General features: G+C 71.9%; 22 protein-coding genes. 11 read left to right on the plus strand and 11 right to left on the minus strand.

What is annotated here, in order from left to right; all coding sequences use genetic code 11:
- Positions 1-143: 143 nt before the first annotated feature.
- Together ACFV2J_RS24375 and ACFV2J_RS24380 are read right to left on the minus strand one after the other, a co-directional pair.
- On the minus strand, positions 144-2,009 hold the full coding sequence (locus ACFV2J_RS24375; protein WP_385440540.1) for an AAA family ATPase: 1,866 nt from the start codon (positions 2,007-2,009) through the stop codon (positions 144-146).
- A 436-nt stretch (positions 2,010-2,445) separates the two neighbouring features.
- Positions 2,446-3,114 carry a uridine kinase gene (locus ACFV2J_RS24380; protein ID WP_385087461.1) on the minus strand — a complete coding sequence of 223 codons (669 nt, stop codon included), beginning with the start codon at positions 3,112-3,114 and terminating at the stop codon, positions 2,446-2,448.
- A 405-nt stretch (positions 3,115-3,519) separates the two neighbouring features.
- Between ACFV2J_RS24380 and ACFV2J_RS24385 the strand changes: the two genes are divergently transcribed.
- Positions 3,520-4,887, plus strand: a complete 1,368-nt coding sequence (locus ACFV2J_RS24385) for a peptidase C39 family protein (protein ID WP_385440543.1) — start codon at positions 3,520-3,522, stop codon at positions 4,885-4,887.
- A 37-nt stretch (positions 4,888-4,924) separates the two neighbouring features.
- Here the strand turns inward: ACFV2J_RS24385 and ACFV2J_RS24390 are convergent, their stop codons facing one another.
- On the minus strand, positions 4,925-6,421 hold the full coding sequence (locus ACFV2J_RS24390; protein ID WP_385087457.1) for a M1 family metallopeptidase: 1,497 nt from the start codon (positions 6,419-6,421) through the stop codon (positions 4,925-4,927).
- A 224-nt stretch (positions 6,422-6,645) separates the two neighbouring features.
- Between ACFV2J_RS24390 and ACFV2J_RS24395 the strand changes: the two genes are divergently transcribed.
- Together ACFV2J_RS24395 and ACFV2J_RS24400 are read left to right on the plus strand one after the other, a co-directional pair.
- Positions 6,646-6,792 carry an SCO1431 family membrane protein gene (locus tag ACFV2J_RS24395; protein WP_266697636.1) on the plus strand — a complete coding sequence of 49 codons (147 nt, stop codon included), beginning with the start codon at positions 6,646-6,648 and terminating at the stop codon, positions 6,790-6,792.
- A 122-nt stretch (positions 6,793-6,914) separates the two neighbouring features.
- Complete coding sequence (locus tag ACFV2J_RS24400; protein ID WP_385087455.1) at positions 6,915-7,574, plus strand: TetR/AcrR family transcriptional regulator; 660 nt, start codon at positions 6,915-6,917, stop codon at positions 7,572-7,574.
- 246 nt (positions 7,575-7,820) lie between these two features.
- Here ACFV2J_RS24400 and ACFV2J_RS24405 read toward each other — a convergent pair whose 3' ends face one another.
- The gene (locus tag ACFV2J_RS24405; protein WP_385087453.1) at positions 7,821-9,134 is read right to left on the minus strand and encodes a glycoside hydrolase family 18 protein; all 1,314 of its coding nucleotides are present in this window, start codon (positions 9,132-9,134) and stop codon (positions 7,821-7,823) included.
- A 969-nt stretch (positions 9,135-10,103) separates the two neighbouring features.
- On the opposite strand from ACFV2J_RS24405, the gene ACFV2J_RS24410 reads away from it, so the two are divergent.
- Together ACFV2J_RS24410 and ACFV2J_RS24415 are read left to right on the plus strand one after the other, a co-directional pair.
- Positions 10,104-11,231, plus strand: a complete 1,128-nt coding sequence (locus tag ACFV2J_RS24410) for a hypothetical protein (protein ID WP_385087451.1) — start codon at positions 10,104-10,106, stop codon at positions 11,229-11,231.
- A 29-nt stretch (positions 11,232-11,260) separates the two neighbouring features.
- Positions 11,261-12,373 (plus strand): phosphotransferase family protein, encoded by a 1,113-nt coding sequence (locus tag ACFV2J_RS24415; RefSeq protein ID WP_385087449.1) that lies wholly within the window; start codon positions 11,261-11,263, stop codon positions 12,371-12,373.
- A 13-nt stretch (positions 12,374-12,386) separates the two neighbouring features.
- On the opposite strand, the gene ACFV2J_RS24420 is transcribed toward ACFV2J_RS24415, so the two are convergent.
- Entirely contained in the window at positions 12,387-12,824 is a 438-nt protein-coding gene (locus ACFV2J_RS24420; protein WP_385087447.1) for a hypothetical protein, read from the minus strand.
- Between the two features lie 266 nt (positions 12,825-13,090).
- On the opposite strand from ACFV2J_RS24420, the gene ACFV2J_RS24425 reads away from it, so the two are divergent.
- From ACFV2J_RS24425 to fxsA, 4 genes are all read left to right on the plus strand, one after another.
- On the plus strand, positions 13,091-13,531 hold the full coding sequence (locus ACFV2J_RS24425; protein ID WP_168527124.1) for an Lrp/AsnC family transcriptional regulator: 441 nt from the start codon (positions 13,091-13,093) through the stop codon (positions 13,529-13,531).
- 69 nt (positions 13,532-13,600) lie between these two features.
- Complete coding sequence (locus tag ACFV2J_RS24430) at positions 13,601-15,223, plus strand: amidohydrolase (RefSeq protein WP_385087445.1); 1,623 nt, start codon at positions 13,601-13,603, stop codon at positions 15,221-15,223.
- 540 nt (positions 15,224-15,763) lie between these two features.
- Positions 15,764-16,558, plus strand: a complete 795-nt coding sequence (locus ACFV2J_RS24435) for a polyprenol monophosphomannose synthase (RefSeq protein ID WP_385087443.1) — start codon at positions 15,764-15,766, stop codon at positions 16,556-16,558.
- A gap of 108 nt (positions 16,559-16,666) precedes the next feature.
- Positions 16,667-17,260 (plus strand): FxsA family membrane protein, encoded by a 594-nt coding sequence (fxsA, locus tag ACFV2J_RS24440; protein ID WP_385087441.1) that lies wholly within the window; start codon positions 16,667-16,669, stop codon positions 17,258-17,260.
- A gap of 893 nt (positions 17,261-18,153) precedes the next feature.
- Here the strand turns inward: fxsA and ACFV2J_RS24445 are convergent.
- From ACFV2J_RS24445 to ACFV2J_RS24460, 4 genes are all read right to left on the minus strand, one after another.
- The gene (locus tag ACFV2J_RS24445) at positions 18,154-18,528 is read right to left on the minus strand and encodes an RNA polymerase-binding protein RbpA (RefSeq protein WP_003977404.1); all 375 of its coding nucleotides are present in this window, start codon (positions 18,526-18,528) and stop codon (positions 18,154-18,156) included.
- A 255-nt stretch (positions 18,529-18,783) separates the two neighbouring features.
- Positions 18,784-20,133: an MFS transporter gene (locus ACFV2J_RS24450; RefSeq protein WP_385093851.1), complete on the minus strand. Its 1,350-nt coding sequence runs from the start codon at positions 20,131-20,133 to the stop codon at positions 18,784-18,786.
- A gap of 53 nt (positions 20,134-20,186) precedes the next feature.
- Positions 20,187-20,954, minus strand: coding sequence for a glycerophosphodiester phosphodiesterase (locus ACFV2J_RS24455; protein WP_385093854.1), 768 nt, complete (start codon positions 20,952-20,954; stop codon positions 20,187-20,189).
- Entirely contained in the window at positions 20,951-21,751 is an 801-nt protein-coding gene (locus ACFV2J_RS24460; protein ID WP_385093857.1) for a YitT family protein, read from the minus strand. Before ACFV2J_RS24460 ends, ACFV2J_RS24455 begins: the two co-directional genes overlap by 4 nt.
- 126 nt (positions 21,752-21,877) lie before the next feature.
- Between ACFV2J_RS24460 and ACFV2J_RS24465 the strand changes: the two genes are divergently transcribed.
- A complete protein-coding gene (locus ACFV2J_RS24465; protein ID WP_385093860.1) occupies positions 21,878-23,377 on the plus strand; it encodes a PLP-dependent aminotransferase family protein in 1,500 nt (499 codons plus the stop codon).
- Between the two features lie 208 nt (positions 23,378-23,585).
- Here ACFV2J_RS24465 and ACFV2J_RS24470 read toward each other — a convergent pair whose 3' ends face one another.
- Positions 23,586-25,151 (minus strand): hypothetical protein, encoded by a 1,566-nt coding sequence (locus ACFV2J_RS24470; protein ID WP_385440554.1) that lies wholly within the window; start codon positions 25,149-25,151, stop codon positions 23,586-23,588.
- A 37-nt stretch (positions 25,152-25,188) separates the two neighbouring features.
- The gene (locus tag ACFV2J_RS24475) at positions 25,189-25,383 is read right to left on the minus strand and encodes a hypothetical protein (RefSeq protein ID WP_148007883.1); all 195 of its coding nucleotides are present in this window, start codon (positions 25,381-25,383) and stop codon (positions 25,189-25,191) included.
- A 432-nt stretch (positions 25,384-25,815) separates the two neighbouring features.
- On the opposite strand from ACFV2J_RS24475, the gene ACFV2J_RS24480 reads away from it, so the two are divergent.
- Entirely contained in the window at positions 25,816-26,208 is a 393-nt protein-coding gene (locus ACFV2J_RS24480; RefSeq protein ID WP_385082174.1) for an ankyrin repeat domain-containing protein, read from the plus strand.
- The last annotated feature ends 273 nt before the right edge of the window (positions 26,209-26,481 follow it).

The raw sequence follows: 26,481 nt of genomic DNA on the forward strand, positions 1-26,481 counted from the left end.
GGCTGACATACCCAGCCCGTCCGGCGATTGAGGACGAGCCCTTCGGGCGAAGCGGGGGTCCAGGGGGCGGCAGCCCCTTGGCGGGGTCCGGGGCGGAGCCCCGGGGACGGGACGGGTAGGGGCGGCGGGGGCGAGAGCCGGGTTCACAGGGCCGACGGGTCCTGGGGCCCCCGCCCCGACAACACCTCCCCGTACGCCTGCATCAGATCCGGCAACCGAAGCGTGGACAGATCGTCCCGCGACGGCGTGCTCGGATACCCCGACAGCCGAAGATCCCGGTACGCGCAGCTCTTCTCGTACAGCGTCCGCAGGAACCGCCCGTTCCCGAGCTCGTCGATCCACCCCTGATCGACGACGTGCCCGGCGATCGAGCGCAGCTCGTCCAGCGCCTCCTCGTCCCAGATGTCACCGTTCTCCGCGGCGAGCACCTCGCCGATGGAGGTGAGTTCGAGAGGGCGGTAGGACGGGAAGTCGACGCGGGTGGTGAAGCGCGAGGACAGCCCCGGGTTGGCGGCGAGCAGACGGTCCATGCCCTCCGGATAGCCGGCGAGGATGACGACCAGGTGGTCGCGGTTGTCCTCGGCCCGCTTCAGGAGCACCTGGAGGGCCTCGTCGCCGTACGCGTCGCCCTTGCCGTATCCCGAGTTGGACAGCGAGTACGCCTCGTCCACGAAGAGAACCCCGCCGATCGCGGAGTCGATCAGCTCATTGGCCTTGACGGCGGTCTGGCCCAGATACTCGCCCACCAGATCCGCCCGCTGCGCCTCCACGAGGTGGTCGCCGCCGAGCAGACCGAGCGCGTAGAAGACCCGGCCGAGGATGCGGGCCACGGTGGTCTTGCCGGTGCCCGAGGGGCCGGAGAAGACGAAGTGGCGCTTCGGAGGCTGGACGGGCAGCCCCTGCCCGGTCCGCAGCCGCGCCATGTTCAACTGTGCCGACAACGCCTTCACCTGGCGCTTCACGGGCTCCAGTCCCACCATGCGCTCCAGCTCGGCGAGCGCCTCCTCGAGCAGGGCCGGGTCGGTCGGTCCGGCGGGCAGCGGCCGTACCGGCACCACGGCCTTCTCCCGCACCACGTCGGTCTCCGGGGACACCGCGCCGGGCGGCAGCGGGTCCGCCTCGGGGAGCCGCAGGTCGCGGCCCTCCCCGCCCCAGAGCGGATCCAGGCCGTCCGGACCGTCCATCACGTCCTGGCCGATCCCGGTGAGGGTGATCGCCGCCAGGTCGGCGGCGGCGTCGTCGTACCCGTCGCCCTCGGAGATCGCGGCGAGCCGCGCGGAGGTGTCCATGAAGGCGGGGTCGACGCGGTGCACGGCCCGGTACAGCGGCAGCGCGGCGGCCGACCGGCCGGTGCCCTCGTGCGCCCGGGCCAGCCAGTACCGCAGCTCCTTGCGCTGCGGCTGCTCGCTGCGGCAGCGCATCAGCGCCGAGGACAGCAGCGGCTCCGCCTGCCCGAACATCTCCAGCCGGACCCGGGCCATGCCGCCGAAGAGGCCGGCCTCTATGCCGAGCATCGGATCGTCGATCAACGGGTCCGTGTGCCGGACCAGTTGCTCCCAGTCCTTGACGAGATAAGCCCGGCAGGCGTGCAGGAAGCGCACCTGGGGATCCGCGTCCACCGGCGGTAAACCGGCCAACGCCCGGTCCAGTTCGGGGACATGACGCCCGTCCAGCCAGTGCGAGGCGTGCGCGAGCAGCAGGTCCCGCGGACTCTCCAGCACCGGCTGCACCCACCAGCCCAGCCAGTACCAGGAGTTCAGGGTGCGTCGATGCCGGGAGCGCTGTTCGCCGAAGCGGTCCCGGTGGCGGAACATGCGCAGCAGCGCGGTCGTCGTGTCCACGCGCAGCGCGTGCAGTCCGAGCCAGCCGTCCGCCATGCCGGGGTCCATCCGGACCGCGGTGCGGAACTCCTCCTCCGCCTGTGGATAGGCGCCCATCGTGTAGGCGTCCACACCTCGCATCCAGGCGAGGTCGGCCGGGGCCTCCGGGCCCTGCGTGCCGAAGTCCATCACGTCCCCCACAAACCGTGCCCCCGATGGTTCTCCGAGCGGGCCGGTGCCCGTCGGCAGCTTGGTCGAACCGCTGTGCCGCGGACGGGAGTTGCACCGGTGCGCTGAGCAAGCCGTCCGAAGGTCGCACCGAGAGGCATGGTACCTGCGCCGCATGGGCCTGCCGAAGGGTGCCGACAGCACCGTTGCACGAGGTGGGAGCAGACGGGGCGCACTTCATCCGGTGACCCAGGGTGAGCGAATCGCGTCACGCGGCGCCCGAAAAGTAAGGGTGTGGGCAGAACGAAGCCCCCGATCACGGGGGAACAACCGGGGGCTTCGCGTCTGCGGGGCGACCCCGGAGGGCCGCACATTCAGAACGTAAGTCCTGTACGGCCCCCCGGTCAAGCCGAGTTGAGGCACTGGCGGAACTTGTCCCGCAAGGGTCTTCACGAGTTCAGCACATTGCGGATGGTCCGTCACCGTGCGTGAGGAACTGGTCCGGTCCAGGGGTCCCGGCAGGCCCCGAAATCACCTCGTATCCCTCGGGGCACTGCCGCACCAGAAGATCCGCGAAGGGCCTTGAGGGGTCCTCGGCGAAATGCCGGCGTTCCGCGGAGACCCACTCGGCCCAGAACGCGCTCTGCGTCTCGCCGTCCCGCCGGCGCCCACGCGCCCAGGCCTCGTCGCGAGGCAGTTCCATCCACAGCAGCCGTGCGAGATGTGGGCGCAGCGCCCGGCGTCCGGCGCCGACGCCCTCCAGCAGGACCACGGGCGCGGCCGGCAGTTCGCGCACCGGCCCGAAAGCCCTGGCCGTCCAGTCGTACGGGGCGAAGCGCGCCGTCGCGCCCCGGCCCAGCGGCGCGATCACCTGGTCCAGCAGGCGGGGCGTCCACGCGAAGAGCTCTTCGTGTGTCGCGATGTCGTCGAGGTGCAGTACGGGCGCGCCGCCCAGCGCCGCGGCCAGCCGTCCGGTGAACGTGCTCTTCCCGGAGCCCGCGTGTCCGTCGACGCCGATCAGGCGGACGGGGCCGGTGGAGGGCGGCAGCCGGCTCAGGTGGGAGGCGAGATCGCGAATGGGGTGTCCCGGGTCCTGTGAGGTGTGTGCGGGTATGTCCGGGATCATTTTAGGCCGGGGCGATTTCCGCCGGATCGGCAGGTGGGAGAACGCGTCGGGAAGCCGAGCGGGAGGAGTTCAGGGGAAATTCTGGAGAGAGGCCGAGGGGAAGCGGGGAAAAGTCGGAAGAAGGTGCGGGGAAAGGGTCACGAGAGGCCCGGGAAATGCCCGGGAGATGCCCGTGAAGGGTCTTCGGGGATGTCCGGGAAATACGGTCGGATATCCGCGCCGACGGGGCCGATTCCCGGGCGTTCGGCGGGGACGACGTCCGGATGCCCGTCGGCGTCGCAGGTCACGCCAGTGGTCCCGACCAATATTGGTGGGCGCGGCACGGGTCGAAGTGCTGGCAGAAGTCCCCTCACGCCGTCCATAGTTGGGAATTGCCGCTTCCGGACGAACGGAGGTCACCCACCCATGACCAGAGCTTCAGAGCCGTCCCGCAGAACCATTCTGGCCGCCGCGGTGGTCGCGGCGGCGACCGGTGCCGCCGCCACTCCGGCCGGGGCGGCGGAAGCACGCGCCCGCAAAGCACGCCGGGGGCACGCGCCCGCGCGCGCCGTGGACAACCGCGCCTGGACCTCGTACGCCGACTGGCGCTCGGGTACCGCGAAGGGCACGCGGGCCGTGTCGGGCACCCGGCCGGGCCTCGTGATCGCCTCTCCGGCCGGCACCACCGCGTACCAGGATCCGCACACCGGCAGGAAGGCCACCTGGGAGTACGCGACCTGGACCTCCCCGGTCCACCGGCTCGCCGTCCCCGCCACGGAGGCCATCGCCTCCTGGAACGCGCACACCCCCGCGGGCACCTGGCTCCAGGTCGAGCTCACCGGCACCTACTCCGACGGCACCGCCACGCCCTGGTACGTGATGGGCCGCTGGGCGGCCGGTGACCAGGACATCAGGCGGACCTCCGTCGACGGCCAGAAGGACGGCCGAAGCAGCGTCTGGACGGACACCTTCGCCATCGACGACGCGGCCTCGGGCCTGCGCCTGGTCTCGTACCGGCTGCGCCTGACGCTGTACCGCGCTCCGGGTTCGGGGGCCACGCCCACCGTGTGGCGGCTCGGCGCGATGGGCTCCGACATCCCCGACCGCTTCACCGTCCCGGCCTCGGCTCACGGGCTCGCCCGCGAACTGACCGTGCCGCGCTACTCGCAGGAGATCCACGCCGGCCAGTACCCCGAGTACGACAACGGCGGGGAGGCCTGGTGCAGCCCCACCTCCTCGCAGATGATCATCGAGTACTGGGGGCGCCGGCCGACGGCGGAGCAACTGGCCTGGGTCGCCCCGGGCCTGACCGACCCGCAGGTGTGCCACGCGGCCCGCTACACCTACGACTACCAGTACGACGGCTGCGGCAACTGGCCGTTCAACGCCGCCTACGCGGCGACGTACAAGGACATGCAGGGCGTGGTGACGCGCCTCGGCTCGCTCGCCGACCTGGAGACCCTGATCGCGGCCGGCATCCCGGCCATAACGTCCCAGTCCTTCCTCAAGTCGGAACTGACCGGGGCGGGTTACGGCACCTCGGGCCATCTCATGACCGTCGTCGGCTTCACCGCGGACGGCGACGTGATCGCCAACGACCCGGCCTCGCCCGACGACGCCGCGGTGCGCCGCGTCTACCGGCGGTCCGAGTGGGAGACGATCTGGCTGCGCACCAAGCGGTACAACGCCTCCGGGAACGTCGTCTCCGGCACCGGTGGCGTCTGCTACCTGTACTTCCCCGCGCGGCCCACGGAGCGGCAGCGTCAGGCGCTCGCCGCGGTCGGCGTCCGGTGAGGAGGGGGCGGCCCGGGCGGTGGGCCGCCCCCTCGGTTCAGCCCTGTACCGGGTCGACCACCCAGTCCGGGTGGTTCGGCATCGGCGGGGTCTTCGCGCCGTACAGCCAGGGGTGCAGGAACCCGTCCAGGTCCTGGCCCGCGACCTTCGAGGCCAGGTCGACGTAGTCCTGGGTGCCGGCGGTCCTTCCGCGGTACTGGGTGGCCCAGGCCCGCTCGATCTTCCCGAAGACCGTCGGGCCGACCTTCTCCCGCAGGGCGTACAGGACGAGGGTCGAGCCGTCGTACCGCATCCGCTTGAAGAGGTTCGGCTCGGTCGGTTCGGCCGGGGCGCCGTAGTCGTGGCGCCACTGGTCGTGGGCCGCGTACGCCGTCCTCATCGTGGCCTCGAAGCTGTCGCCGCCGTGCTCCTCCGAGTACAGACGTTCGTAGAAGCGGGCGTGTCCCTCGCTCAGCCACAGGTCGGACCAGGTCCTGATGCCGACGCTGTCGCCGGTCCACTGGTGGGTCAGCTCGTGCACCAGGTTGCGTTCGGCGCTCACCCGGTCGCCGAGCAGGTCGGCCTTCGGGATCAGGGAGAGCGTCTGGGTCTCCAGGGCCACCCCCAGGTCGGTGTCGCCGACGAGCAGGCCGTACCGGTCGAAGGGGTAGGGGCCGAGCCGCTCCTCCAGCCACGCGATGTGCTCGGCGGTGAGCTTGCGGTACTGCTCGGTGGCCGCGACCAGGCCGTCCGGGACCACGTCGCGCAGGGGCAGCCCGTGCGGGCCGGTGCTGTCGACGAAGGTGAACCTGCCGATCGCGAGCTGCGCGAGCTGGGTCGCGAGGGGCTGCCCGGAGTCGTACGTCCACCGCACACGGCCGTCCGGCTGCTCGGTGCGGCCGGTGAGCCTGCCGTTGGCCACGGCGGTGAGTCCGGGCGGGGTGGTGATGTGGAAGGTGATCGGGGCGCGCTGACTCGGGTGATCGTTCGAGGGGAAGATCATCTTGGCGCCGTCGGGCTGCGGATAGAGCACGGTGCCGTCGGGCGTGGGGATCCAGCCGTAGTCCTCGATGGCGTCGTCGCGGTGGCGCATCTGGGTCGGATCGGCGGTGTAGGTGACCTTGACCGTGAACGGCTTGCCCTGTGCGAGCGGCCTGGCCGGGGTGATCACCAGCTCGTCGCCGTCGCGCACGGCCGCGGCCGTCGTCCCGTTCACGGTCACCGTGTGCAGGGTGTTGCCCGCGAAGTCCAGGTCGAAGCGGGACAGGGCCTGGGTGGCCGTCGCCCTGACCGTCGTGGCGGCCCCGAACGGTGTCCCCGGTGCCCGCCAGTCGAAGTCGAGGAGATAGCGGTCGACCCGGTAGCCGCCGTTGCCGTCGAGCGGGAAGACCGGGTCGCCGAGGCCCGCGGCGCCCGGGGAGGGCGCGGCGGAGGGGGAGGAGGCGGGGGAGGAGGTCGCGGCCTGGGAGACCGGGCCCGTCAAGGCGGCTGCCACCGTGATCGCCGCCGCCAGAGCGAGGCGGGCTCTGCGGCGAGGCGTCCGTAACGTGCTCATCGAGGACCTTTCGGTTGGCTGACCACTGTCCTGTGAGGAGACCCACACCTGTGGCACACCGTTGCGGAGACCGGGCCGATTCGACGGTGGTCGAAGTGTCTTGCGTGGTGAGGGGTGACCAAGGTCTCTACCGCTGAAACCCGTTCCGGTGGCAAGGTGGTCGGGTCGGTGGGGAGCCGGTGAGGGGCGGGGATCCGACCGCACCCCTACGTCTGCGAGAAGCCATGACCGCGACCTCCGCCACCGCCCCCCGTGTCCGCGCCCGCACCGGCGGCCCCAAGGACGACGGCCCCAAGATCCTCGAACACGTCGTGGGCTGGACCTTTGTCGTGGTCCTGGCGATGCTCGTCACCCAGCTCGGCCTGCTGTGAGCTGATCGTTCCGGTGCCCCGCCGAAAGCGGGTCCGGCCAGTCGATCGGAGTCGAACGAGCAGGTGGCGTCGTTCTGTCATACTGCCAACGTCCCGCTGGCAGTCGGAGACTAGGGCCGGAATTGAATCATAGTCAACAGCGTGCTGTCGACCGCCCCCGGGCGCGCGGCACCGATCGTTCGCTGGCGCGTCGTACCGAACTGATCGCCATCGGGCGGAAGTTGTTCGCGGACACGTCGTACGACGCACTGTCGATGGACGACATCGCGCGGCAGGCGCACGTCGCCAAAGGGCTGATCTACTACTACTTCAAGTCCAAGCGCGGCTATTACCTCGCGATCGTCGAGGACTCCGTCGCGGACCTGGTCTCCCGGGCGGCGGGCGGCCTCGAACTGCCCCCGGCCGAGCGGGTGCACCGCACCATCGACGGCTATCTCCGCTACGCCGAGCACAACCAGGCGGCCTACCGCACGATCATCACCGGCGGGGTCGGCTTCGACACCGAGGTGCAGGCGATCCGGGAGGGCGTGCGCGAGGTCATCGTCGAGACCATCGCCGAAGGGGCCTACGGCAGACGCAAGATCGCGCCGCTGCCCCGGATGGCGCTGCTCGCCTGGCTCTACAGCGTCGAGGGCGCGACCCTCGACTGGATCGGCCACCCGAACCTGCCCCGCGACACGATGCGCGAGCTGCTGGTGAAGACGCTGGGCGGCGCGATGCGCGCGGTCGAGGAGATCGACCCCTCCTACCGGGCCCCGCAGTCCGCCCGCCGGGACTCCTGAGTGAGGGGCGAGGGCCACTCGACCCCCGCCCCGAGTGCTCACGCTCCGGCAGTTGAGCGCTGTCCCGTGATCCCCGGCGGGCGCACGACGACAGCCACGGCACTCCAGCGAGCCCTTCGCGCGGGGGAGACCCTCGCGCCGCGTCGTCGGATCGCCCTGGCACGCCCGGTACCAGGACGACCCTCCGCGTCGCGCTGCACCGCAACCGACCCCGCGCGCTGATCCACCGGGGACCACGGACAGCCTCTAGTTGATCGACTTGATCAGCTCGCCGTTCGAGGTGTCGCCGCTGAGCTCCCAGAAGAACGTGCCGCCCAGCCCCTGCTGGTTCTTGTACGTCATCTTCCCGGCGATGGTCGACGGGGTGTCGTAACTCCACCAGTTGTTGCCGCACTTGGCGTACGCCGTGCCGCCTACGGTGCCGGTCGCCGGGCACTTCGTCCTGAGCACCTTGTAGTCCTCGGTGCCCTGCTCGTAGGTTCCGGCCGCGGGTCCGGTGGCCGTGCCGCCGGGGGCCGCCTGGGTCACGCCGGTCCAGCCGTGGCCGTAGAAGCCGATACCGAGCAGCAGCTTCGAGGCCGGGATGCCGAGCCCCTTGAGCTTCGCGATCGTGGCGGAGGTGTAGAACCCCGCCTTGGGGATGCCGGTGTAGGAGTTCAGCGGCGAGTGCGGGGCCGTCGGCCCGGCCGCGTCCCAGGCACCGAAGTAGTCGTACGTCATCGGGTTGTACCAGTCGACGTACTGGGCCGCGCCCGCGTAGTCGGCCGCGTCGAGCTTGCCGCCGCTGGTGGCGTCGGCGGAGATCGCGGAGGTGACCAGCGCGCCGCTGCCGAACTTCGCGCGCAGCGCCGCCATCAGGTTCCTGTACGCCGCCTTGCCGCTGGTGTCACAGGTGTTGCCGCAGGCGTTCGGGTACTCCCAGTCGATGTCGATGCCGTCGAAGACGTCCGCCCACTTGGAGTTCTCGACCAGGTCGTAGCAGGACTGGGCGAACGCCGCCGGGTTCCTGGCCGCCTCGCCGAAGCCGCTGGACCAGGTCCAACCGCCGAACGACCAGAGCACCTTGAGGTTCGGGTGCAGTTTCTTCAGCTTGCGCAGCTGGTTGAAGTTGCCCCGCAGCGGCTGGTCCCAGGTGTCGGCCACACCGTCCACCGACTGGTCGGCGGTGTAGGCCTTGTCGGTCGCCGCGTAGGCGTCACCCATGGCGCACTTGCCACCGGTGACGTTGCCGAAGGCGTAGTTGATGTGGGTGAGCTTGGCGGCCGAACCGGACGTCTGGACGTTCTTGACGTGGTAATTCCGGTCGTAGACGCCCCATTCGGTGAAGTAGCCGACCACCTTCGAGCCGGCCGCGGCCGCCTGGGCGGTACCGGTCGCCGTGGCGGTGCGTGCGGCGGGGGACTCCGTGGCCGTCGCGGTCCCGGCGCCGGCCAGCAGCCCCGCGCCGAGGACGGCGCAGCACACGGCGGACAGGAGCGACCGGACGGGGGCACGCCCCGTGCGGCCCGGGTGGAGAGCGCGGGGGAGGTCCCGGAAGCGGGAGCGGAGCGGTGTGAGCATCGAGTCTCCTCGTGGGGGAGAGGGGAACGGGCGCTTTTTGGCATGCGCGCGTTGACGCGTGGGGGAACAGTAGGAGGACTAGACCACTGCGTCAATGGTTCGGACCAATATCCCGCCGCTCAGGCGACACGGCCGTCGGAGGGAGCTGCGAAGCCCCCCGGCCGGGAACGCACGTCGCGGCCCGGTCGCCGGTCGGGCCGTTCTCCACCCCGGATCGGCGGTCACCGCGGACGCCGTCCGTGCGCTCGACGGATGCGGCCGCACCGCGGACTTCCCGGTCGCACGCCGTCCGTGCGAGGCCGAACCGTCGCGGGTCGTCGCGGGTCGTCGCGGGTCGTCGGGGGGCGTTCCTCAGCTCCGGCGGACGCTCAACGCCCGTCACCTCGCGGCTCCCGGCCCGCGGTGAACGGGTACGGGCCGGCCGGAGGCGTCGCCAGTCGGACCCACTCCGGGTCGTGCAGCCCCGGCAACGTGCGGCCGCGGTCGGCCCAGGTGCGGATCAGTGCGCGGTAGATGGGGGGATCCGGGACCGGCGGGGCCGGTGGCGGCGGAGGGACCTGCCGAACCGATTCTGCCGAAGCGGGGGTGGGGATCTGGCGCCCGCGCCCGGTCACCGCATAAGTGAGGGTCATGCAGGGGGCAACGCGCGGGCGGCCGGACAGGTCACCGGCCCGCTCAATCGGGCGTGAGTTCGCGACCGGCTCGTACGGGGTGACGCGACCGGCTCGTACAGGGTGTCCAGGTCGGCATGTACGGGGTGTCGAGCCCGGTTCGTACGGGGTGTCGAGGCCGGTTCGTACGGGGTGTCGCGCCGGCCGGTGCGCGGCCGGTCGTCCGTCGGCGGGCGGCGTTCGGGCCGGAGTACGGTCTCTGGCCCCCGAACCATATCTGACGTACCGTCAATTTCTCTGTCGGAGGCCGAAAGCCTCCGCCCGGAGGTCGACTGCCGTGCCCCCAGGGAGGCCTGACATGTCCGACGACCGCCCCGTCGCCCTCGACGAGTACCCCGTGCACCAGGTGCCCCTGTCCATGAAGCACGTCGCGACCGGCGACCGGAACGCCTACGACCGCTGCATCTTCCACGTCTTCGACCACCAGGGACGGGCGTTGCTGATCCTGGGACTCGGTGTCTATCCGAACCTCGGGGTGATCGACGCGTACGCCACCCTGCGGCGGGGCGACCTCCTGCACGCGGTGCGGGCGTCGGACGCGCTCGGGGACGACCGGACGGAACTGGCCGTCGGCCCGCTCCGGATACGCGTCGAGCGTCCCCTGAAGGAGTTCGTACTGAGCTGCGCGGCCGATCCCGACGACCCGGACGGACTGTCCTACGAGATCACCTGGACGGCGGACTTCCCGGCGCTCTGGGAGCCGCACCACCTCCAGCGGCGCGGCGACCGGCTCACCCTGGAGGGCAGGCGCTTCGTTCAGGCGGGCCACTGCGAGGGCTGGATCCGCCTCGGCGGCGAGGAGATCCTCCTGGCTCCGGGCCGGTGGACCGGCACCCGCGACCGCAGCTGGGGCGTGCGCCCGGTCCCGGGGGAGGAGGGCGGCAGGTTCGCGGACGAGAATCCGGCGGAGGGTTTCCACTGGGTGTGGTGCCCGGTCAGGTTCGAGGACCGGTTCCTGATGGTCGTCGTGCAGGAGGACGCCGACGGTCATCGGTCCCTGAACGACGCGACGCTCGTACGCCACGGCGCACGCGACCTCCAACTCGGCTGGCCCCAGGCCGAGATCACCTACCAGCCCGGCACCCGCCGGCCCACCTCCGCCGTCGTCCACCTCACCCGGCCGCGGGACCGGGCACCGCTGCGGCTGGACGTCGAGGTGCTCACCTCCTCGCCGCTGGCGGTGGGGGCGGGCTATCCGCCGGCCGACGACTGGCAGCACGGCACCTGGCGCGGGCGCGGCTGGACCGACCGCCGTACCTACGACCTCTCCGACCCGGCCGCGCACCCCCGCGCCGCGTACGGGGTCGTCGACCACGCCGCCCGCTGCACGCTGGACGGGCAGGTCGGACACGGGATCTTCGAACACGGCTCGTTCGGCCGGCACGACCCGAGCGGCTTCACCGGATTCGACTCGGTCGCGCCCTGACCCCCGGACGCGCCCCGAAGGGAGTGGACATGGCCACGGCACCCCGCCCGCGCACGACCACCCGCGACCGGGACGAACTCGCCCGGCGACTGACCGCCTGGCTCGGCGCACGCCTCCCCGGCGCCAAGGCGGTGCGCGTCACCGCCCCCGCGTCCAACGGCATGTCCAGCGAGACCCTGCTCTTCGACATCGACCACCCCGAACCGCCGCTGGTGGCGTGCGCGTTGAGACTGGCGGCGGACCCGGCTGCGTACACCGTCTTCCCCGTGTACGACCTGCCCCGGCAGTACCGCACGATGCGGCTGGTCGCCGAGCACACGGACCTTCCCGTCCCCCGTGTGCTGTGGCTGGAGGAGGACCCCGGACCGCTCGGCGCGCCGTTCTTCGTCATGGAACGGGTCGAGGGACGCGTACCGCCGGACGTCATGCCCTATACGTACGAAGGGAACTGGCTGCACGCGGCGAGCGACCGGGAGCGCGCACGACTGGAGGCGGCCTCGGTCGGACTGCTCGCCCGCCTCCACGACCAAGTACCCCTCGCGGCGGCGGAGTTCCTGGCCCTTCCCGGTGACGGCAGCCCGCTGCGCCGGCACGTCGAGGCCCAACGCGCCTACTACACCTGGGTCGTCGGCGGACGCGCGCGCTCGCCCCTCATCGAGAGCGCCTTCGACCGACTGGACGAGGTGTGGCCGCGCGACGAGGGCGAGGCGGTGCTCAACTGGGGCGACGCGCGCATCGGGAACGTCGTCTACGACGGCTTCGAACCCGCGGCCGTCCTCGACTGGGAGATGGCGGCACCCGCCCCGCGCGAGGTCGACCTCGGCTGGACCGTCTATCTGCACCGCTTCTTCCAGGACCTCACCGTGAGCTTCGGCCAGCGCGGACTGCCCGGGTTCCTGCGCCGCGACCGGGTGGAGCGACGCTACGCCGAACTCACCGGCCACCCACCGCGCGACATGGACTTCTACACGCTGTACGCGGCCCTGCGGCACGCCGTCGTCATGCTGCGCATCGCCTACCGCCAGGTGCACTTCGGCGAGATCGCCGTCCCCCCGGACCCGGACACCCTGATCCTGCACCACGACAGCCTGCGGGCCATGGTGCAGGGAAGCTACTGGGAGGGCCCGGAGGCCGGAAGCTGAGCGTTCGCGCGGCTCAGGCGGCCTGGCGCCGCATCTCGGGAACCCGCATCGGGCGCGACCCCGGGCCGCCGACGTGCGAGAACGGCTGCGTCCGCCAGTCGAGGCCCTGAGGGAGCGTCAACAGGAGTGCGGTGTCCTGCTCCTGAAGCTCCATCGACTCGTCGGCCGACCGGGCGTCGGTCGCCGAACGGCCCGTGCCGGCGCAGACCGTGAGCCCGAACGGGTTCCACGGCGAGGCGCACAGCGCGTGCTCCGGCAGGATCTCCTCGTCGGCCAGGAGCGCGATGGGCTGCGCGCAGTCCGGGCAGATCACCCGGACCATCTCGAAGGTGTCGTAGGCGTCGAAGTCCTCGCCGTCGACGGCGTCCGCGTCGACGCCCTCCGGCTCGGGTTCGACGGCGGACTGCTGCCGCTTGAACGCGGTACGACCAGGTCGCTTGAGACTCTGCATGGATTTCTCCCCCTCGGGTGGGCCGACAAGGCGCTGCGGCCTCGACCACAGCAAGCATTTCCCGTCCCGTCTCCGCGGTAATCACGAGAACATCACGGACCCGGTCACGGCACTGTGTCCTTCGTCACATGCCGCCCGCAGATGCCCCCCACGGTGGATTTGTCCCCCGGGCGACGCTCGACTCGCTCCCCGCACATCACGAACCGGGTATGACCTGCACTGCTCAGGTGTCCGGCGGGTTACGGCGCACTGTAGGTTCTTGCGCCATGGAGGAGCTGGACCGACAGATCGTGCAGTTGCTCGTCGCGGACGGGCGGATGAGTTACACCGACCTGGGCAAGGCCACGGGCCTTTCCACATCCGCCGTGCACCAGCGGGTGCGCCGCCTCGAACAGCGCGGCGTGATCCGCGGCTACGCGGCGGTCGTGGACCCGGAAGCCGTCGGGCTGCCCCTGACCGCCTTCATCTCGGTGAAACCGTTCGACCCGAGCGCCCCGGACGACATCGCGGAACGGCTCGCGGACGTGCCGGAGCTGGAGGCCTGCCACAGCGTCGCGGGCGACGAGAACTACATCCTCAAGGTGCGGGTCTCGACCCCGCACGAACTGGAGGAGCTGCTCGCCCGGCTGCGTACCCTCGCGGGCGTCTCGACCCGGACGACGGTGGTCCTGTCGACCCCGTACGAGGCACGGCCGCCCCGAATCTGACCCGCCCGGGTACCGGCCGGTACCCACCCGGGCGACGGCCGGTACCCGGCAGGCGCGAGACTGTTCCCCATGAGTGAGAGCACCGCCCCGTCCGACACCGTGCTGCTGCGCGGTGGAGAAGTCCACAGCCCCGCCGATCCCTTCGCCACCGCGATGGTCGTCGAACGCGGTCAGATCGCCTGGGTCGGCTCGGAGGGCGCCGCCGACGCCTTCGCCGAGGGGGTCGCCGAGGTCGTGGACCTGGAAGGCGCGCTGGTCACCCCGGCCTTCACCGACGCCCATGTGCACACCACCGCCACCGGGCTCGCGCTCACCGGCCTCGACCTCAGCGACGCGCCCTCCCTGGACGCGGCCCTCGCCCTCGTACGCGACTTCGCCGCCGCCCGCCCCGCCGACCGGGTCCTGCTGGGCCACGGCTGGGACGCGGCCCGCTGGCCCGGCGGCCGCCCCCCGACCCGCGCCGAACTCGACGAGGCCACCGGCGGCCGCCCGCTCTATCTCTCCCGCATCGACGTGCACTCCGCGGTGGCCAGCACCGCGCTCCTGGACCTGGTCCCCGGCGTCACCGGACGCTCCGGATACCAGGACGGCCCCCTGACCCGGGACGCCCACCACGCCGTCCGCGCCGCCGCCCTCGGCGCCGTGACCGCACGACAGCGCACCGAGGCCCAGCGCGCCGCCCTCGCGCACGCCGCCTCCCTCGGCATCGGCTCCCTGCACGAGTGCGCGGGCCCGGACATCTCCTCCGAGGACGACCTCACCGGTCTGCTGCGGCTCGCCGCCGAGGAGCGCGGCCCCCGGGTGGTCGGCTACTGGGCAGAGCAGGGCGAGGAGGGTGTGGCGAAGGCCCGCGAACTGGGCGCGGCCGGCGCCGCCGGCGACCTCTTCGTCGACGGCTCCCTCGGCTCGTACACGGCCTGTCTGCACCAGCCCTACGCCGACGCCGGGCACACCGGCACCGCGTACCTCGACGCCGCCGCCGTCGCCGCCCACGTGGTCGCCTGCACCGAGGCGGGCCTCCAGGCGGGCTTCCACGCCATCGGGGACGCCGCCGTGACCTCGGTGGTCGAGGGCGTGCGCGCGGCCGCCGAGAAGGTCGGCCTGGCGCGCGTCCGGGCCGCCCGGCACCGTGTCGAGCACGCCGAGATGCTGACGCCGGAGACGATCGCCTCCTTCGCCGAGTTCGGCCTCACCGCGTCGGTGCAGCCCGCCTTCGACGCGCTGTGGGGCGGCGAGGACGGCATGTACGCCCAGCGCCTCGGGGCGGAGCGGGCCCGGACCCTCAACCCGCTGGCGGCCCTGCTGCGCACCGGCGTCCCGCTCGCCTTCGGCTCCGACAGCCCGGTCACCCCCCTCGACCCGTGGGGCACCGTCCGCGCGGCGGCCTTCCACCGCACCCCGGAGCACCGGGTGTCGGTGCGCGCCGCCTTCACGGCGCACACGCGGGGCGGATGGCGCGCGATCGGACGCGACGACGCGGGTGTCCTGGTACCGGGCGCACCCGCGGACTACGCCGTGTGGCGCACCGAGGAGCTGGTGGTCCAGGCCCCGGACGACCGGGTGGCCCGCTGGTCAACGGACCCCCGCTCGGGCACCCCCGGACTGCCGGACCTGAGCCCCGGCGGTGACCTGCCCGTCTGTCTGCGCACCGTCGTGGGCGGGCGGACGGTCTTCGTACGGCCGGGCGAGTGATCTCCTGGGGCGGTGGGGTGGTGACCGGCCCCCGCCGTCCCGTCGCGCGACCTGGGCATCCTCCTCGCCGACCTGGCCGGAGAGGGAAAGCCCGCAGTTCAGACGAGTGTTGACAGCCAGCCGCAACGGGCCGGTAGGTTCGGCCGGGTCCACCACCGGACGTCCGACCGGAGAACTTCCAGCCAGTCGCCGGAGCGCCGCTGGGTCAGGGGCGGTGTGCCGCACCGGCGCACCACCACTGGGAGCCAGGCTCAGCGGCGGCGCCACGGCGAGGGAACGTTCACGCCTGTCGGCAGGGTGTGACCCGGGTGGGGCCCGGACGTCCAGTAGACAACGGCTTTCGGTCGACCCGCAGCCAGCGGGTCCCTGGTCGGCCCGAAGGGCGCCGGGCCCCCATCCGCAGGCGCGGTGCTCCGGCGCGGGAAGGGCGCTCTTACCCGGCTCTTGTCGAATCGACACCCCTGTAGTGACGCACCGACGCGTCAGTGCAGGCTGCGGCCACTATGGTGGACCCCTGCGTACGGACTTGAAGGGGCAGTAGTGAACGACGGCGACGGGACCCTCGCGGCAGGAGCCCAGGCGAGGCGGTTCGGCCCGCTCGGCACGGCCTTGGTGATCATTCCGACCTACAACGAGGCGGAGAACATCAAGAAGATCGTCGGCCGGGTGCGCGCCTCGGTGCCCGATGCGTACGTCCTGGTGGCGGACGACAACAGCCCCGACGGCACGGGCAAGTTCGCCGACGAGCTGGCCGCCGAGGACGACCACGTCCAGGTCCTGCACCGCAAGGGCAAGGAAGGCCTGGGCGCCGCGTATCTCGCCGGGTTCCGGTGGGGCCTGGAGAACGGCTACGGCGTTCTGATCGAGATGGACGCGGACGGTTCGCACCAGCCGGAGGAGTTGCCCAGGCTGCTCACCGCGCTGAAGGGCGCCGACCTGGTGCTCGGCTCGCGCTGGGTGCCGGGCGGGCGAGTCGTGAACTGGCCCAAGTCCCGCGAGTTCATCTCGCGCGGCGGCAGCATGTACTCCCGGCTCATGCTCGACGTCCCCATCCGGGACGTCACCGGCGGCTTCCGGGCCTTCCGGCGGGAGACCCTGGAGGGCCTCGGACTCGCCGAGGTCGCGTCCCAGGGGTACTGCTTCCAGGTGGACCTGGCCCGGCGCGCCGTCAAGGCCGGCTACCACGTCGTCGAGGTGCCCATCACCTTCGTCGAGCGTGAACTCGGAGACTCCAAGATGAGCCGCGACATCCTGGTGGAGGCCCTGTGGCGGGTCACCACGTGGGGTGTGGGGGAGCGGGTCGGCCGGATCACCGGACGCAAGCCGTCCGTATAGGGCTTTCCGGACGCTCCCCGGCCTTCCCGCGGACCCGTGTCACGTCCCGCGGTCGGGGCTGATCATCCGCTTATCCCGTACTGAGCCGTGCCCAGGCACACTGGGTGCATGACGACTGGCGTTCCGACTCCCACGCACCCCGCCCGGCCGCGGCGATCCCGGCTGCGTACGTTCCTGCCGCTCGGCATCGCCGTCTGGCTGGTGCTGGAGATCTGGCTGCTGACCGTGGTCGCGGGTGCGGCGAGCGGCTTCGCGGTCCTCCTGCTGCTGGTCGCCGGTTTCGTGCTCGGTTCCGTGATCGTCAAGCGGGCCGGCCGCCGGGCCTTCCGCAACCTCAGCGAGACGCTGCAACAGCAGCAGAGCGGTGCGGCCCCCACGGCCCCCACGGGCGGGGGCGGCAACGGCAACGGGCTGATGATGCTCGGCGGCCTGCTCCTGATGCTGCCAGGCCTCGTCTCGGACGCCGTGGGGCTGCTCCTGCTCATCCCGCCCGTCCAGAAGGCCCTGAGCCGGTACGCCGAGCGGGCCATCGAACGCCGGATCCGCGCGGCGACCCCCGGCAGCGTCGGTGACGCCTTCCAGCAGGCGCGCATCCATCGCCCGGACGGCAAGGTGGTCCAGGGCGAGGTCATCAGGGACGACACCCCTCGGGGACCGGGCCCGGCCTCCCACCCGGGCCCGCGTCCTCCGCTGACGGGCTGACGGGGTCGTCGGCTGACGGCTGACCGGGACCGGCTGGGCCGGGTGCGTCGGTCGGCAGGTTCCCGAGACGCCGACCGAGGCACCCCGGCCCATCCGCCCAGCGCTTGAGACTGAACCCGTCCGAGTGACTTTGCTTGTCGCGGCGCGGCGAGGTATCCCGGCCCGGCCTCCCACGAAGAACGGCCCGCCCTGCCGGGGTTGGCTCCCCGCCGGGACGGCCCGCGCCGCTCGCCCGGGCGCGGGTCGGTTGTGGGGCCGGCTTCGCGCGAGGGACGGCGTGCGCCTCAGCTCCGCCTGGCTTCCCGTCGGGGACGGTCCGTGCCGCTTGTCGGGGCGGGGCGGGGCGGGGTGTGGTGGGGTGTGGGGCCGGTTTCTCGCGAAGAACGGCCCGCCCTGCTGCGGTTGGTTCCTGCCGGAACGGTCCGTGCCGCTCGTCGGCGCGTGGCGGGTGTCTCGGGCCGCTCCTCCGTGAGGGGCGGCGTGCCGCTGCTCCGGCCGGCTTCCCGCCAGGGGACGGTCCGCGTCGCCGCTCGTCGGGGCTCGGCCGGTGTGGGGCCGGGTTCTCGCCAGGGGCGGCCGCTCCGTTCGTCCGGGCCCGGCGCGACAGCGGGCAGGCAGGCTTACCTCGGAGACCACCCGTGCCGCCGGGCCCCCGGATGATCGTGCCGGGCTCCCGCCGGAGGCCATCCGCTCCGCGCGACGCCCGGGGTCAACGGGTCAGGCTCCCCGCCGGAGGCGATCCGTCCCGCCGGGCCCCCGGGCGCGCCGCCCGGGACCATCGCCCACCCCCGTCACCCGCGGCGCGAAACGCACGAGACCGCGGGCCCCGTACGAAGTGCGTACGGCGCTCGCGGTCTCGGCGTGCGGTGTATGCCACCCAGCCCCCGGAGGGGCTACGCGGACTTGCGGCTGTCCCGCGGATGCACCGCGATGTTCATCGCGCCGGAGCGCAGAACGGCCAGGCGCTCCTCGAGGACCTCTTCGAGTTCCTCTCGGGTGCGCCGCTCCATCAGCATGTCCCAATGCGTACGCGCGGGCTTGGCCTTCTTTTCCTCAGGGCCGTCGCCGTCCACCAGGAGTGCCTGGGCCCCGCAGACCTTGCACTCCCACTCCGGCGGAATCTCCGCCTCGACCGAGAAGGGCATCTCAAACCGGTGCCCCTTCTCGCATGCGTACTCCACGGCCTGGCGCGGGGCCAGGTCGATGCCGCGGTCCGTCTCGTAGCTGGTCACCACGAGGCGCGTGCCGCGAAGAGCTCGCTCACTCATGAATCGTGCCTCCCGGGCTTGTCGCCCACAGGACAGGTGTCGCTGTCGTCGTCATCCGGTCAACGTCCGGTCGGCGGTAAAGATTCCCGTTCCGGGTCATGCGTCGCCGTCGTAGCCGCCCCTTGTTGTACCCACCGGCACCCGGTTTGTCACATCTGGCAGCAGATGTCACCCAACGCTTCAGTATCTTTGACGCGCAGTAACGGTACGCCTGGCAGGCCAAACGCGTACACTACCGTCCTTTGGCCTCCGGTGCTAAATCCTGTCCGGTACGGGATTCCCCGCGTCGCGGATCGCCTGCCCCACCGGAACCCTCGCGAGCAGCACGAATCCGATGACGAAGAAGGCCACGAGCGAGATGATCGCGTCCCGATAGCTTCCCGTCAGCTGGTACGTCAAACCGAACAGAAGCGGCCCCAGCCAGCTCATCCCCCGGTCGCTCATCTCGTACGCCGAGAAGTACTCGGCCTCCTTGCCGCCCGGTACGAGGTGCGAGAACAGGGAGCGCGAGAGGGCCTGGCTGCCGCCCAGGACGAGGCCGATGCCGGCGGCGAGGACGAAGAACCACACCGGCGCGCCGGCGGGCAGGAAGTACCCGGCGGCGAGTGTCACCGTCCAGGCGACGAGTGAACCGAGAATGGTCCGTTTGGCCCCGTACGTGCGTGCCAGCCGGCCCATGCCGAGCGCGCCTCCGACCGCGAGCACCTGGACCAGCAGCACGGCGACGATCAGCGTCGACTGACTCAGGCCCAGCTCCTCGGACCCGTACACCGACGCCTGCGAGATCACCGTCTGGATGCCGTCGTTGTAGACCAGGTAGGCGAACAGGAAGGAGAGGGTGAGCGGTTTGCCGCGCATGTCGCGCACGGTGGCCGCCAGTTGCCGCCATCCGTGGGCCGGCGCCCGTCCGCCGGGTGCCGTACGGCGGTCGCGCAGCCGCCTGAGCGGTACGAGCGTGAAGGCGCCCCACCAGATGCCGGCCGAGGCCAGGCAGATGCGGACGGCCGTCGACTCGGAGACGCCGAAGGAGTCGTGGGCCGTGAACAGCACGAGGTCGGCGATCAGGACCAGCGAGCCCGCCGCGTAGCCGAAGGCCCAGCCGCGGGACGAGACCGCGTCGCGCTCCTCGGGCGGCGCGATCTGCGGCAGGTAGGAGTTGTAGAGGACCATCGACACCGCCACCGAGGCATTGGCGACGACCAGCAGCAGACCGCCGAGCAGATAGCGGTCCCCGTCCAGGAAGAACATGCCCGTCGTGGCCGCGGCGCCGAGGTAGGCGGAGGCGGCGAGGAGCGGCTTCTTGCGGCCCGTACGGTCGGCCGCCGCGCCGGCCATCGGCATCACGAAGATCGACAGGATCACGGAGGCGGAGACCGAGTACGCGAAGAAGGACCCGGCCCGGATCGGAACCCCGAGAGGGTGTACGAATCCGTCCGCGTCCGCCGCGTGCTTGGCGACGGCCGTCAGATAGGGACCCAGGAACACGGTGAGCACGCTCGTCGAGTAGACGGAGCAGGCCCAGTCGTAGAAGTACCAGCCGTGCTGCTCACGGCGTCGTCCGGCGACCTCGTCGGTCGCCCGTGCCCGCACGGTGTCGGTGCGCACCCGTGCCCCTCGCTTCCCGCTGGACCAACGCTGGACGGACCGCGCGAGAGGGCTCAGACCCAGGTGCCCCGGTCCTCCAGGACCCTGCGCAGCGTGTCGATGTGATCGGTCATGATGCCATCGACTCCCAGGTCCAGGAGCCGGTGCATGCGATCGGGATCGTTCACCGTCCACACGTGGACCTGCAGGCCGCGCGCGTGGGCGGCGCGCACGAAGCGCCGGTCGACCACCGGCACGCCCGACTGGGACTCGGGCACCTGGGCGGCGATCGCCGAGTCGCGCAGCGCGGCCGGTATGCCGTACGACCGCAGCCGCAGCCCCAGCACGCCCTTGGTGCCGTACGAGGTGGCCAGCCGGGGACCGGCCAGGCGCTGGGCGCGGAAGACGCGCGCCTCGGAGAAGGAGCCGACGCAGACGCGGTCCCAGGCGTCGGTGCGGCCGATGAGGTTGAGCAGGGGATGGAGCGCGGGCTCCGCCTTGACGTCCACGTTCCAGCGCACCTCGGGAAAGGTCTCGAGGAGTTCCTCGAAGAGGGGAACGGGCTCCTGGCCCCCCACGCGCGCGTGGCTCACGTCCTCCCACGGGAGCTCCGCGATGCGGCCCGCGCCGTCCGTCACCCGGTCGAGGGTCGCGTCGTGGAAGGCGACGAGCCTGCCGTCCGCCGTCGCGTGCACATCCGTCTCGATGTAGCGGTAGCCCGTCGCGACCGCCCGCCGGAACTGGGCGACGGTGTTCTCCAGGCCGTCCGCCGCCCCGCCGCGATGGGCGAAGGCGATCGGGCCGGGGTGGTCCAGGTACGGATGGCGTATGCGCGTGCTCACCCTGGAAGTATCGCGCCCTCCGGTTGACCGGCGGCAACGACCGTGCTGCCGGTCGGTGCCCGGCGGACGGCGAACACCCGCAGGAAGAGCTGGGCGAGGGGGCCGATCGCGACGGCGTACAGCACCGTGCCGATGCCGACCGTGCCGCCGAGCGCGAAACCGGTCGCGACGACGGCGACTTCGAGGACCGTGCGCACCAGCCGGATCGAACGGTTCGTACGCCGGTGCAGACCCGTCATCAGACCGTCGCGCGGACCCGGACCGAAACGGGCGGAGATGTAGAGGCCCGTCGCGAGTCCGTTCAGCACGATGCCCGCCAGCATCAGGGGGACGCGCACGGCCAGTGTGTGCGTGTCCGGTACCAGGGCGAGCGTGCCGTCCATCGCGATGCCGACCACGAACACGTTCGAGATCGTGCCGAGGCCCGGCCGCTGACGCAGCGGGATCCACAGGAGCAGCACCGCCGCGCCCACGAAGATCGACACCACGCCGATCGTCAGACCGGTCAGCTCGGCGAGCCCCTGGTGCAGCACGTTCCAGGGCTCCAGGCCGAGCCCCGCCTCCACGAGCAGGGCCGAACTCGCGCCGTACAGCGCGAGGCCCGCGTACAGCTGGACGAGGCGCCGCGGGAGACGCCGGCCGGTCCCGCCGGGCCGGGTGGGCTCGGTGTGCGCCGGCCCGGTGTCCGGGGACCCGGCCGGCGTCGAGTCGAGTGGCGGGGACGCGGGTGGTGCGGGGTCGGCGGCCGAGGAGCCGGCCGCGGGGCCGGCCGGCGCGGAGTCGGCGGATGTGGACATGACGTTCCCCCCTGGGTGGTGCCTGTCGTGACGTGTGCGGTGGTGCCAGTGGCCTGGCACATGCCATTCTGTGGCTTGATGGAGGACGCCATCCAAGGCCAATCCGGGGAAGGTGGACTGGACATCATGGCTCAGTGGACATCGGCGATGGGTGCCGCGCAGCTCGCCCGGCTGCTCAACTCCCAGCAGGAACGCCCCCCTGGGCCGGGCACCCGGCGTCCGCCCGCCTACCGCGCGCTGGCCGACGGTGTGCGGCTGCTCGTGCTGGAGGGCCGGGTGCCGGTCGCCGCGCGGCTGCCCGCCGAGCGGGAACTCGCGCTGGCCCTGTCGGTCAGCCGTACGACGGTCGCGGCGGCCTACGAGGCCCTGCGCGGCGAAGGTTTCCTGGAATCGCGCAGGGGAGCCGGCAGCTGGACCGCCGTGCCCGCCGGGAACCCGCTGCCCGCGCGTGGTCTGGAGCCGCTGCCCCCCGAGGCACTGGGCTCCATGATCGACCTCGGCTGTGCGTCGCTGCCCGCGCCCGAGCCCTGGCTCACCCGTGCCGTGCAGGGCGCGCTGGAGGAACTGCCCCCGTACGCGCACACGCACGGCGACTACCCGGCGGGGCTGCCCGCGCTGCGCGCGATGATCGCCGAGGGGTACACGAGGCGGGGCATTCCGACCATGCCCGAGCAGGTCATGGTGACCACCGGTGCGATGGGCGCGATCGACGCCATCTGTCATCTGTTCGCCGGGCGCGGCGAGCGCATCGCCGTCGAGTCGCCCTCGTACGCCAACATCCTCCAGCTGATGCGGGAGGCCGGCGCACGGCTCGTGCCCGTCGCCATGGCCGAGGGCCTCGCCGGGTGGGACATGGACCGCTGGCGGCAGGTCCTGCGCGACGCGGCGCCCCGGCTCGCCTATGTCGTCGCCGACTTCCACAATCCGACCGGGGCCCTGGCCGACGAGGACCAGCGTCGCCGGCTGGTGGACGCGGCCCGTTCCGCCGGGACCGTCCTGGTGGTCGACGAGACGATGAGCGAGCTGTACCTGGAGGACGGCCTTTCCATGCCCCGCCCCGTGTGCGGCTTCGATCCGGCCGGGTCCACGGTGATCACGGTCGGGTCGGCCAGCAAGGCGTTCTGGGCGGGGATGCGGATCGGCTGGGTGCGAGCGGCCCCCGACGTGATCCGCAGTCTCGTCGCCGCGCGCGCGTACGCCGACCTCGGCACGCCCGTGCTGGAGCAGCTCGCCGTGAACTGGCTCTTCAGCACGGGAGGTTGGGAACAGGCGGTGGCCATCCGGCGGGAGCAGGCCCGGGAGAACCGGGACGCGCTCGTCACCGCCGTACGCCGGGAACTGCCCGACTGGGAGTTCTCCGTTCCGCGGGGCGGCCTGACGCTGTGGGTGCGCACCGGGGGACTGTCGGGGTCGCGGCTCGCCGAGGTGGGCGAGCGGGTGGGCGTGCGGGTGCCGTCCGGGCCGCGCTTCGGGGTCGACGGGGCGTTCGAGGGGTATGTGCGGCTGCCGTTCACGGTCGGGGGTGCGGTCGCGCAGGAGGCGGCGGTACGGCTGGCCGCGGCAGCGAGGCTGGTGGAGACGGGGGCGAACGCGGGGAGCGAGGGTCCGCGCACGTTCGTGGCCTAGACCCGGCCCAGGCCGTTCCCGCCCGTCCCCGCACCGAGGCTCCGCACCGACCCGACGCTGGACTCCGCGGTCCGGAGTCCTCGGGAATGCCTTTCGGACGCCTTCTGGACGCCCTTTGGCCCGTGGGATCGGGCCACCGGCACCAGAAGGCGGGCGGGTCGGCGTGGCCGGCCCGCCCGTCGTGGGCCACCCGTTGTCCGGGAAGGGCTCAGCCTTCCGCCCCCGCCGGCTCCGCCGCGGCCGGGACCGGCTCGGGGCCGGCCGGCGCCGTCCGGTCCGGGAGGAGGTCCAGGACCGCGCGGCGCTGCGTCTCGTTCGTCGCGTCGTCATAGGGGTCCGGGGTGGCCGGGACCTGGAGGCGCAGGACGGGGCCGGTGCCCAGCCGGGCGTACCCGCGGCCGGGCGGCACGATCTGGGGCGGGGTGGTGTGCGGCGGTGCGCCGAGCACCGCTTCCAACTGCGGGGCCGTCGCGGTACCGAGCACCACGCGCGCGCGGGTGTGCTGGCGGACGGCCTCACCGAGGGAGTCGAGGGAGTCGAACTGCTCGGCCACGACGACCGTGACGCCCGCCGCGCGCCCGTGACGCAGCGGCACTTCCAGAAGGTCCTGGGGGTCACGGTGGCCGTCGGCGGCGGCGAGGTGCCCCAGCGTGCCCGGTCTGTCCAGCAGGATCCAGAGCGGGTTCTTGGTGTCGTCCGGGGCGGGATGACCGGCCTGCCGCGCGTGGTTCGCGGAGATCAGCCGCCGCTCCGTCTCGTGCGCCGCCCATTCCAGACTGGCGAGCGCTCCGGCGAGGCCGGACTCGACGGCGAGCACACCGTCCCGGCCGGTCAGGCACGCGTACTCGCCGGTGCCGCCACCGTCGACGATGACCACATCGCCGTACTGAAGGGCCTGGAGGGCGATGGAGCGCATCAGTGTGGACAGACCGCTGCCCGGCTCGCCGGCGGCCAGCAGGTGCGGTTCCGTCGAGCGGGCGCCGGTGCGCCAGACGACCGGCGGCACGTCCCGCTGGGCCTCGCCGAAGCCGAGGGGGAGCGTGCGCTGGACGTCGGCCGGGTCGGTGAAACCGAGGACCGTCTCACCGGGCGCGGTGACGAAGCGCTGGGCGGCGATGTCGGTGGGCAGCGGGGGCAGCACGGTGACGGTGAGTTCGTTGCCCTCCTGCTCCCACGCGAAGTGGTACTCACGGCCACGGCCCGACTTGGCCTGCAGCAGCTGCTCGATCCGGGCCCGGGAGACCGCCTCCCCGTCCATGAAGTACGCCGGATAGCGGACGAGGAGGCGGCAGACGCGTCCGTCGTCGTCGAACTCGTGGGTGGGGAAGACCTTCTCCCAGTCGCCGCCGTGGGCGTAGAGGGGAGCGGGGTCCTCGGCCACGGAGAAGTAGGGGACGAGGGCCTCGTAGAGCGACTGGAGGCGCCGGACCTGCGCCTCGTCGGGGCCCGTGGGCGCCGCCGGGGTGCGGTCGCGGCCGTACCAGGCTGCCGCCGCCATCAGGGTGATGGCGGCGAGCAGCGGTCCGTACGGCACCAGTGCCACGACCAGGATCACCGAGGCCGCCAGGAAGAGCAGCGGCCCGCGCCCGTCCTTGGGGGTCTCGGCCCACTTGCGCTGTCCGGCGGCTGCCAGGCGGCGCAGTCCACGGGCGATGGTGATCAGCGGCTGGAGGACGTCGGTGGCGCTGTCGGCTGCCGTCCGGGCCAGCTCCCGGCTTCGGGCGATCTGTGCGCTGCCGTTGCTGAGGATGCGGGGGAGGGGGCGCCGGGCCACTGCTGTCTCCTGAAAGTGCGTGCGATGGGCGGGGGCGTCAGAACTTGATCCCGCCCAGGAGGCTCGCCAGGCTCTCGCCCCCGGCCTTGATGCTCGGCGCGATGGCCGTGCTGGCGAGGTAGAAGCCGAAGAGCGCGGCCACAATGGCGTGCGACGCCTTGAGCCCGTCCTTGCGGAAAAAGAGGAAGACGATGATGCCGAGCAGGACGACGCCTGACATGGACAGAATCATTTGTGCTCTCCTGGTTCGTGGGGACAGTCACCATGAGTTGTTCCAGGATCACAGGATGTATCCATACGATAAAAGGTGCAAATGGGTCGATTTCTTGTGATTTCACTCGATCGGCTGAGCTGTTCCGGTAGGAAGGGGTGGGTCCTACGGATCCCGTTGTCGCCCGGTTTCTCCCGGTGGAACCGTGGTGATCCTTGCCTCGGCGGCGGCCGGTCATGTGCCGCCGGAGCCAGTACCCTGACGATTCACCCGTACGGCCGCACATCCCGCTGTCGTACGAACCTGCGCATGACACTCCGCGCGTTGTCGTAGGCTCCGGCAGTCCGTGCTCGGTCGTGGTTGTCGTCGTCGTTGCCGTTGTTGCTGTCGTCGCTGCTGTTGTCGTTGTCGCCGTTCCTGTCGTTGTCGCCGTTGTGAGAGGTGGTCCGGCCGATGAGTGAAGTCCCCGACCCCGAGGTCGTCGAGTTGGCGACCAAGATCTTCGATCTGGCACGCCGGGGCGAGACCGAGGCGCTCGTGGCGTACGTCGACGCCGGCGTTCCGGCCAACCTCACCAATGACCGTGGCGACTCCCTGGTGATGCTCGCCGCGTACCACGGTCACGCCGGGGCGGTGCGCGCCCTCCTGGAGCGCGGCGCCGAGGCCGACCGGATCAACGACCGGGGGCAGACGCCGCTCGCCGGGGCCGTCTTCAAGGGCGAGGAAGCGGTCATCCGCGCACTCCTCGACAGTGGCGCCGATCCGGCCGCGGGCACCCCCTCGGCCGTCGACACCGCCCGGATGTTCGGCAGGACGGAACTGCTCGAACTGTTCGGAGCGCGCTGATCCGACCGCGCTGACCAGGCACGACAAGGAAAACGGGGGAGGCGGTACGGGGCCGCCGGAAATACGGTCGCGGCAGGAAGAACTGCCGAGTCATCATGACGTCGTGATTCACGGACGCGATGGCTGGGCAGGTGTTGCCGCACCGCGCGGGCCGTGATCCGGCCCGCATGGGCCACCGACGAGAGGCAGAGGAAGATGGTCTACAGCAAGCAAGAAACGGCGGACGCTCCGACGTGTTGTCACGCGGCCAGGTAATGCAGGTTCCCGGTTGCG

This window comes from Streptomyces sp. NPDC059668 (genome assembly GCF_042734135.1).
Lineage (GTDB): Bacteria > Actinomycetota > Actinomycetes > Streptomycetales > Streptomycetaceae > Streptomyces.

Coding starts and splice junctions, on each gene's coding strand:
- ACFV2J_RS24375 (WP_385440540.1), bottom strand. CDS start 2,009: ATGGACTTCGGCACGCAGGGCCCGGAGGCCCCGGCCGACCTCGCCTGG.
- ACFV2J_RS24380 (WP_385087461.1), bottom strand. CDS start 3,114: ATGATCCCGGACATACCCGCACACACCTCACAGGACCCGGGACACCCC.
- ACFV2J_RS24385 (WP_385440543.1), top strand. CDS start 3,520: ATGACCAGAGCTTCAGAGCCGTCCCGCAGAACCATTCTGGCCGCCGCG.
- ACFV2J_RS24390 (WP_385087457.1), bottom strand. CDS start 6,421: ATGAGCACGTTACGGACGCCTCGCCGCAGAGCCCGCCTCGCTCTGGCG.
- ACFV2J_RS24395 (WP_266697636.1), top strand. CDS start 6,646: ATGACCGCGACCTCCGCCACCGCCCCCCGTGTCCGCGCCCGCACCGGC.
- ACFV2J_RS24405 (WP_385087453.1), bottom strand. CDS start 9,134: ATGCTCACACCGCTCCGCTCCCGCTTCCGGGACCTCCCCCGCGCTCTC.
- ACFV2J_RS24410 (WP_385087451.1), top strand. CDS start 10,104: ATGTCCGACGACCGCCCCGTCGCCCTCGACGAGTACCCCGTGCACCAG.
- ACFV2J_RS24415 (WP_385087449.1), top strand. CDS start 11,261: ATGGCCACGGCACCCCGCCCGCGCACGACCACCCGCGACCGGGACGAA.
- ACFV2J_RS24420 (WP_385087447.1), bottom strand. CDS start 12,824: ATGCAGAGTCTCAAGCGACCTGGTCGTACCGCGTTCAAGCGGCAGCAG.
- ACFV2J_RS24425 (WP_168527124.1), top strand. CDS start 13,091: ATGGAGGAGCTGGACCGACAGATCGTGCAGTTGCTCGTCGCGGACGGG.
- ACFV2J_RS24430 (WP_385087445.1), top strand. CDS start 13,601: ATGAGTGAGAGCACCGCCCCGTCCGACACCGTGCTGCTGCGCGGTGGA.
- fxsA (WP_385087441.1), top strand. CDS start 16,667: ATGACGACTGGCGTTCCGACTCCCACGCACCCCGCCCGGCCGCGGCGA.
- ACFV2J_RS24445 (WP_003977404.1), bottom strand. CDS start 18,528: ATGAGTGAGCGAGCTCTTCGCGGCACGCGCCTCGTGGTGACCAGCTAC.
- ACFV2J_RS24460 (WP_385093857.1), bottom strand. CDS start 21,751: ATGTCCACATCCGCCGACTCCGCGCCGGCCGGCCCCGCGGCCGGCTCC.
- ACFV2J_RS24465 (WP_385093860.1), top strand. CDS start 21,878: ATGGCTCAGTGGACATCGGCGATGGGTGCCGCGCAGCTCGCCCGGCTG.
- ACFV2J_RS24475 (WP_148007883.1), bottom strand. CDS start 25,383: ATGATTCTGTCCATGTCAGGCGTCGTCCTGCTCGGCATCATCGTCTTC.
- ACFV2J_RS24480 (WP_385082174.1), top strand. CDS start 25,816: ATGAGTGAAGTCCCCGACCCCGAGGTCGTCGAGTTGGCGACCAAGATC.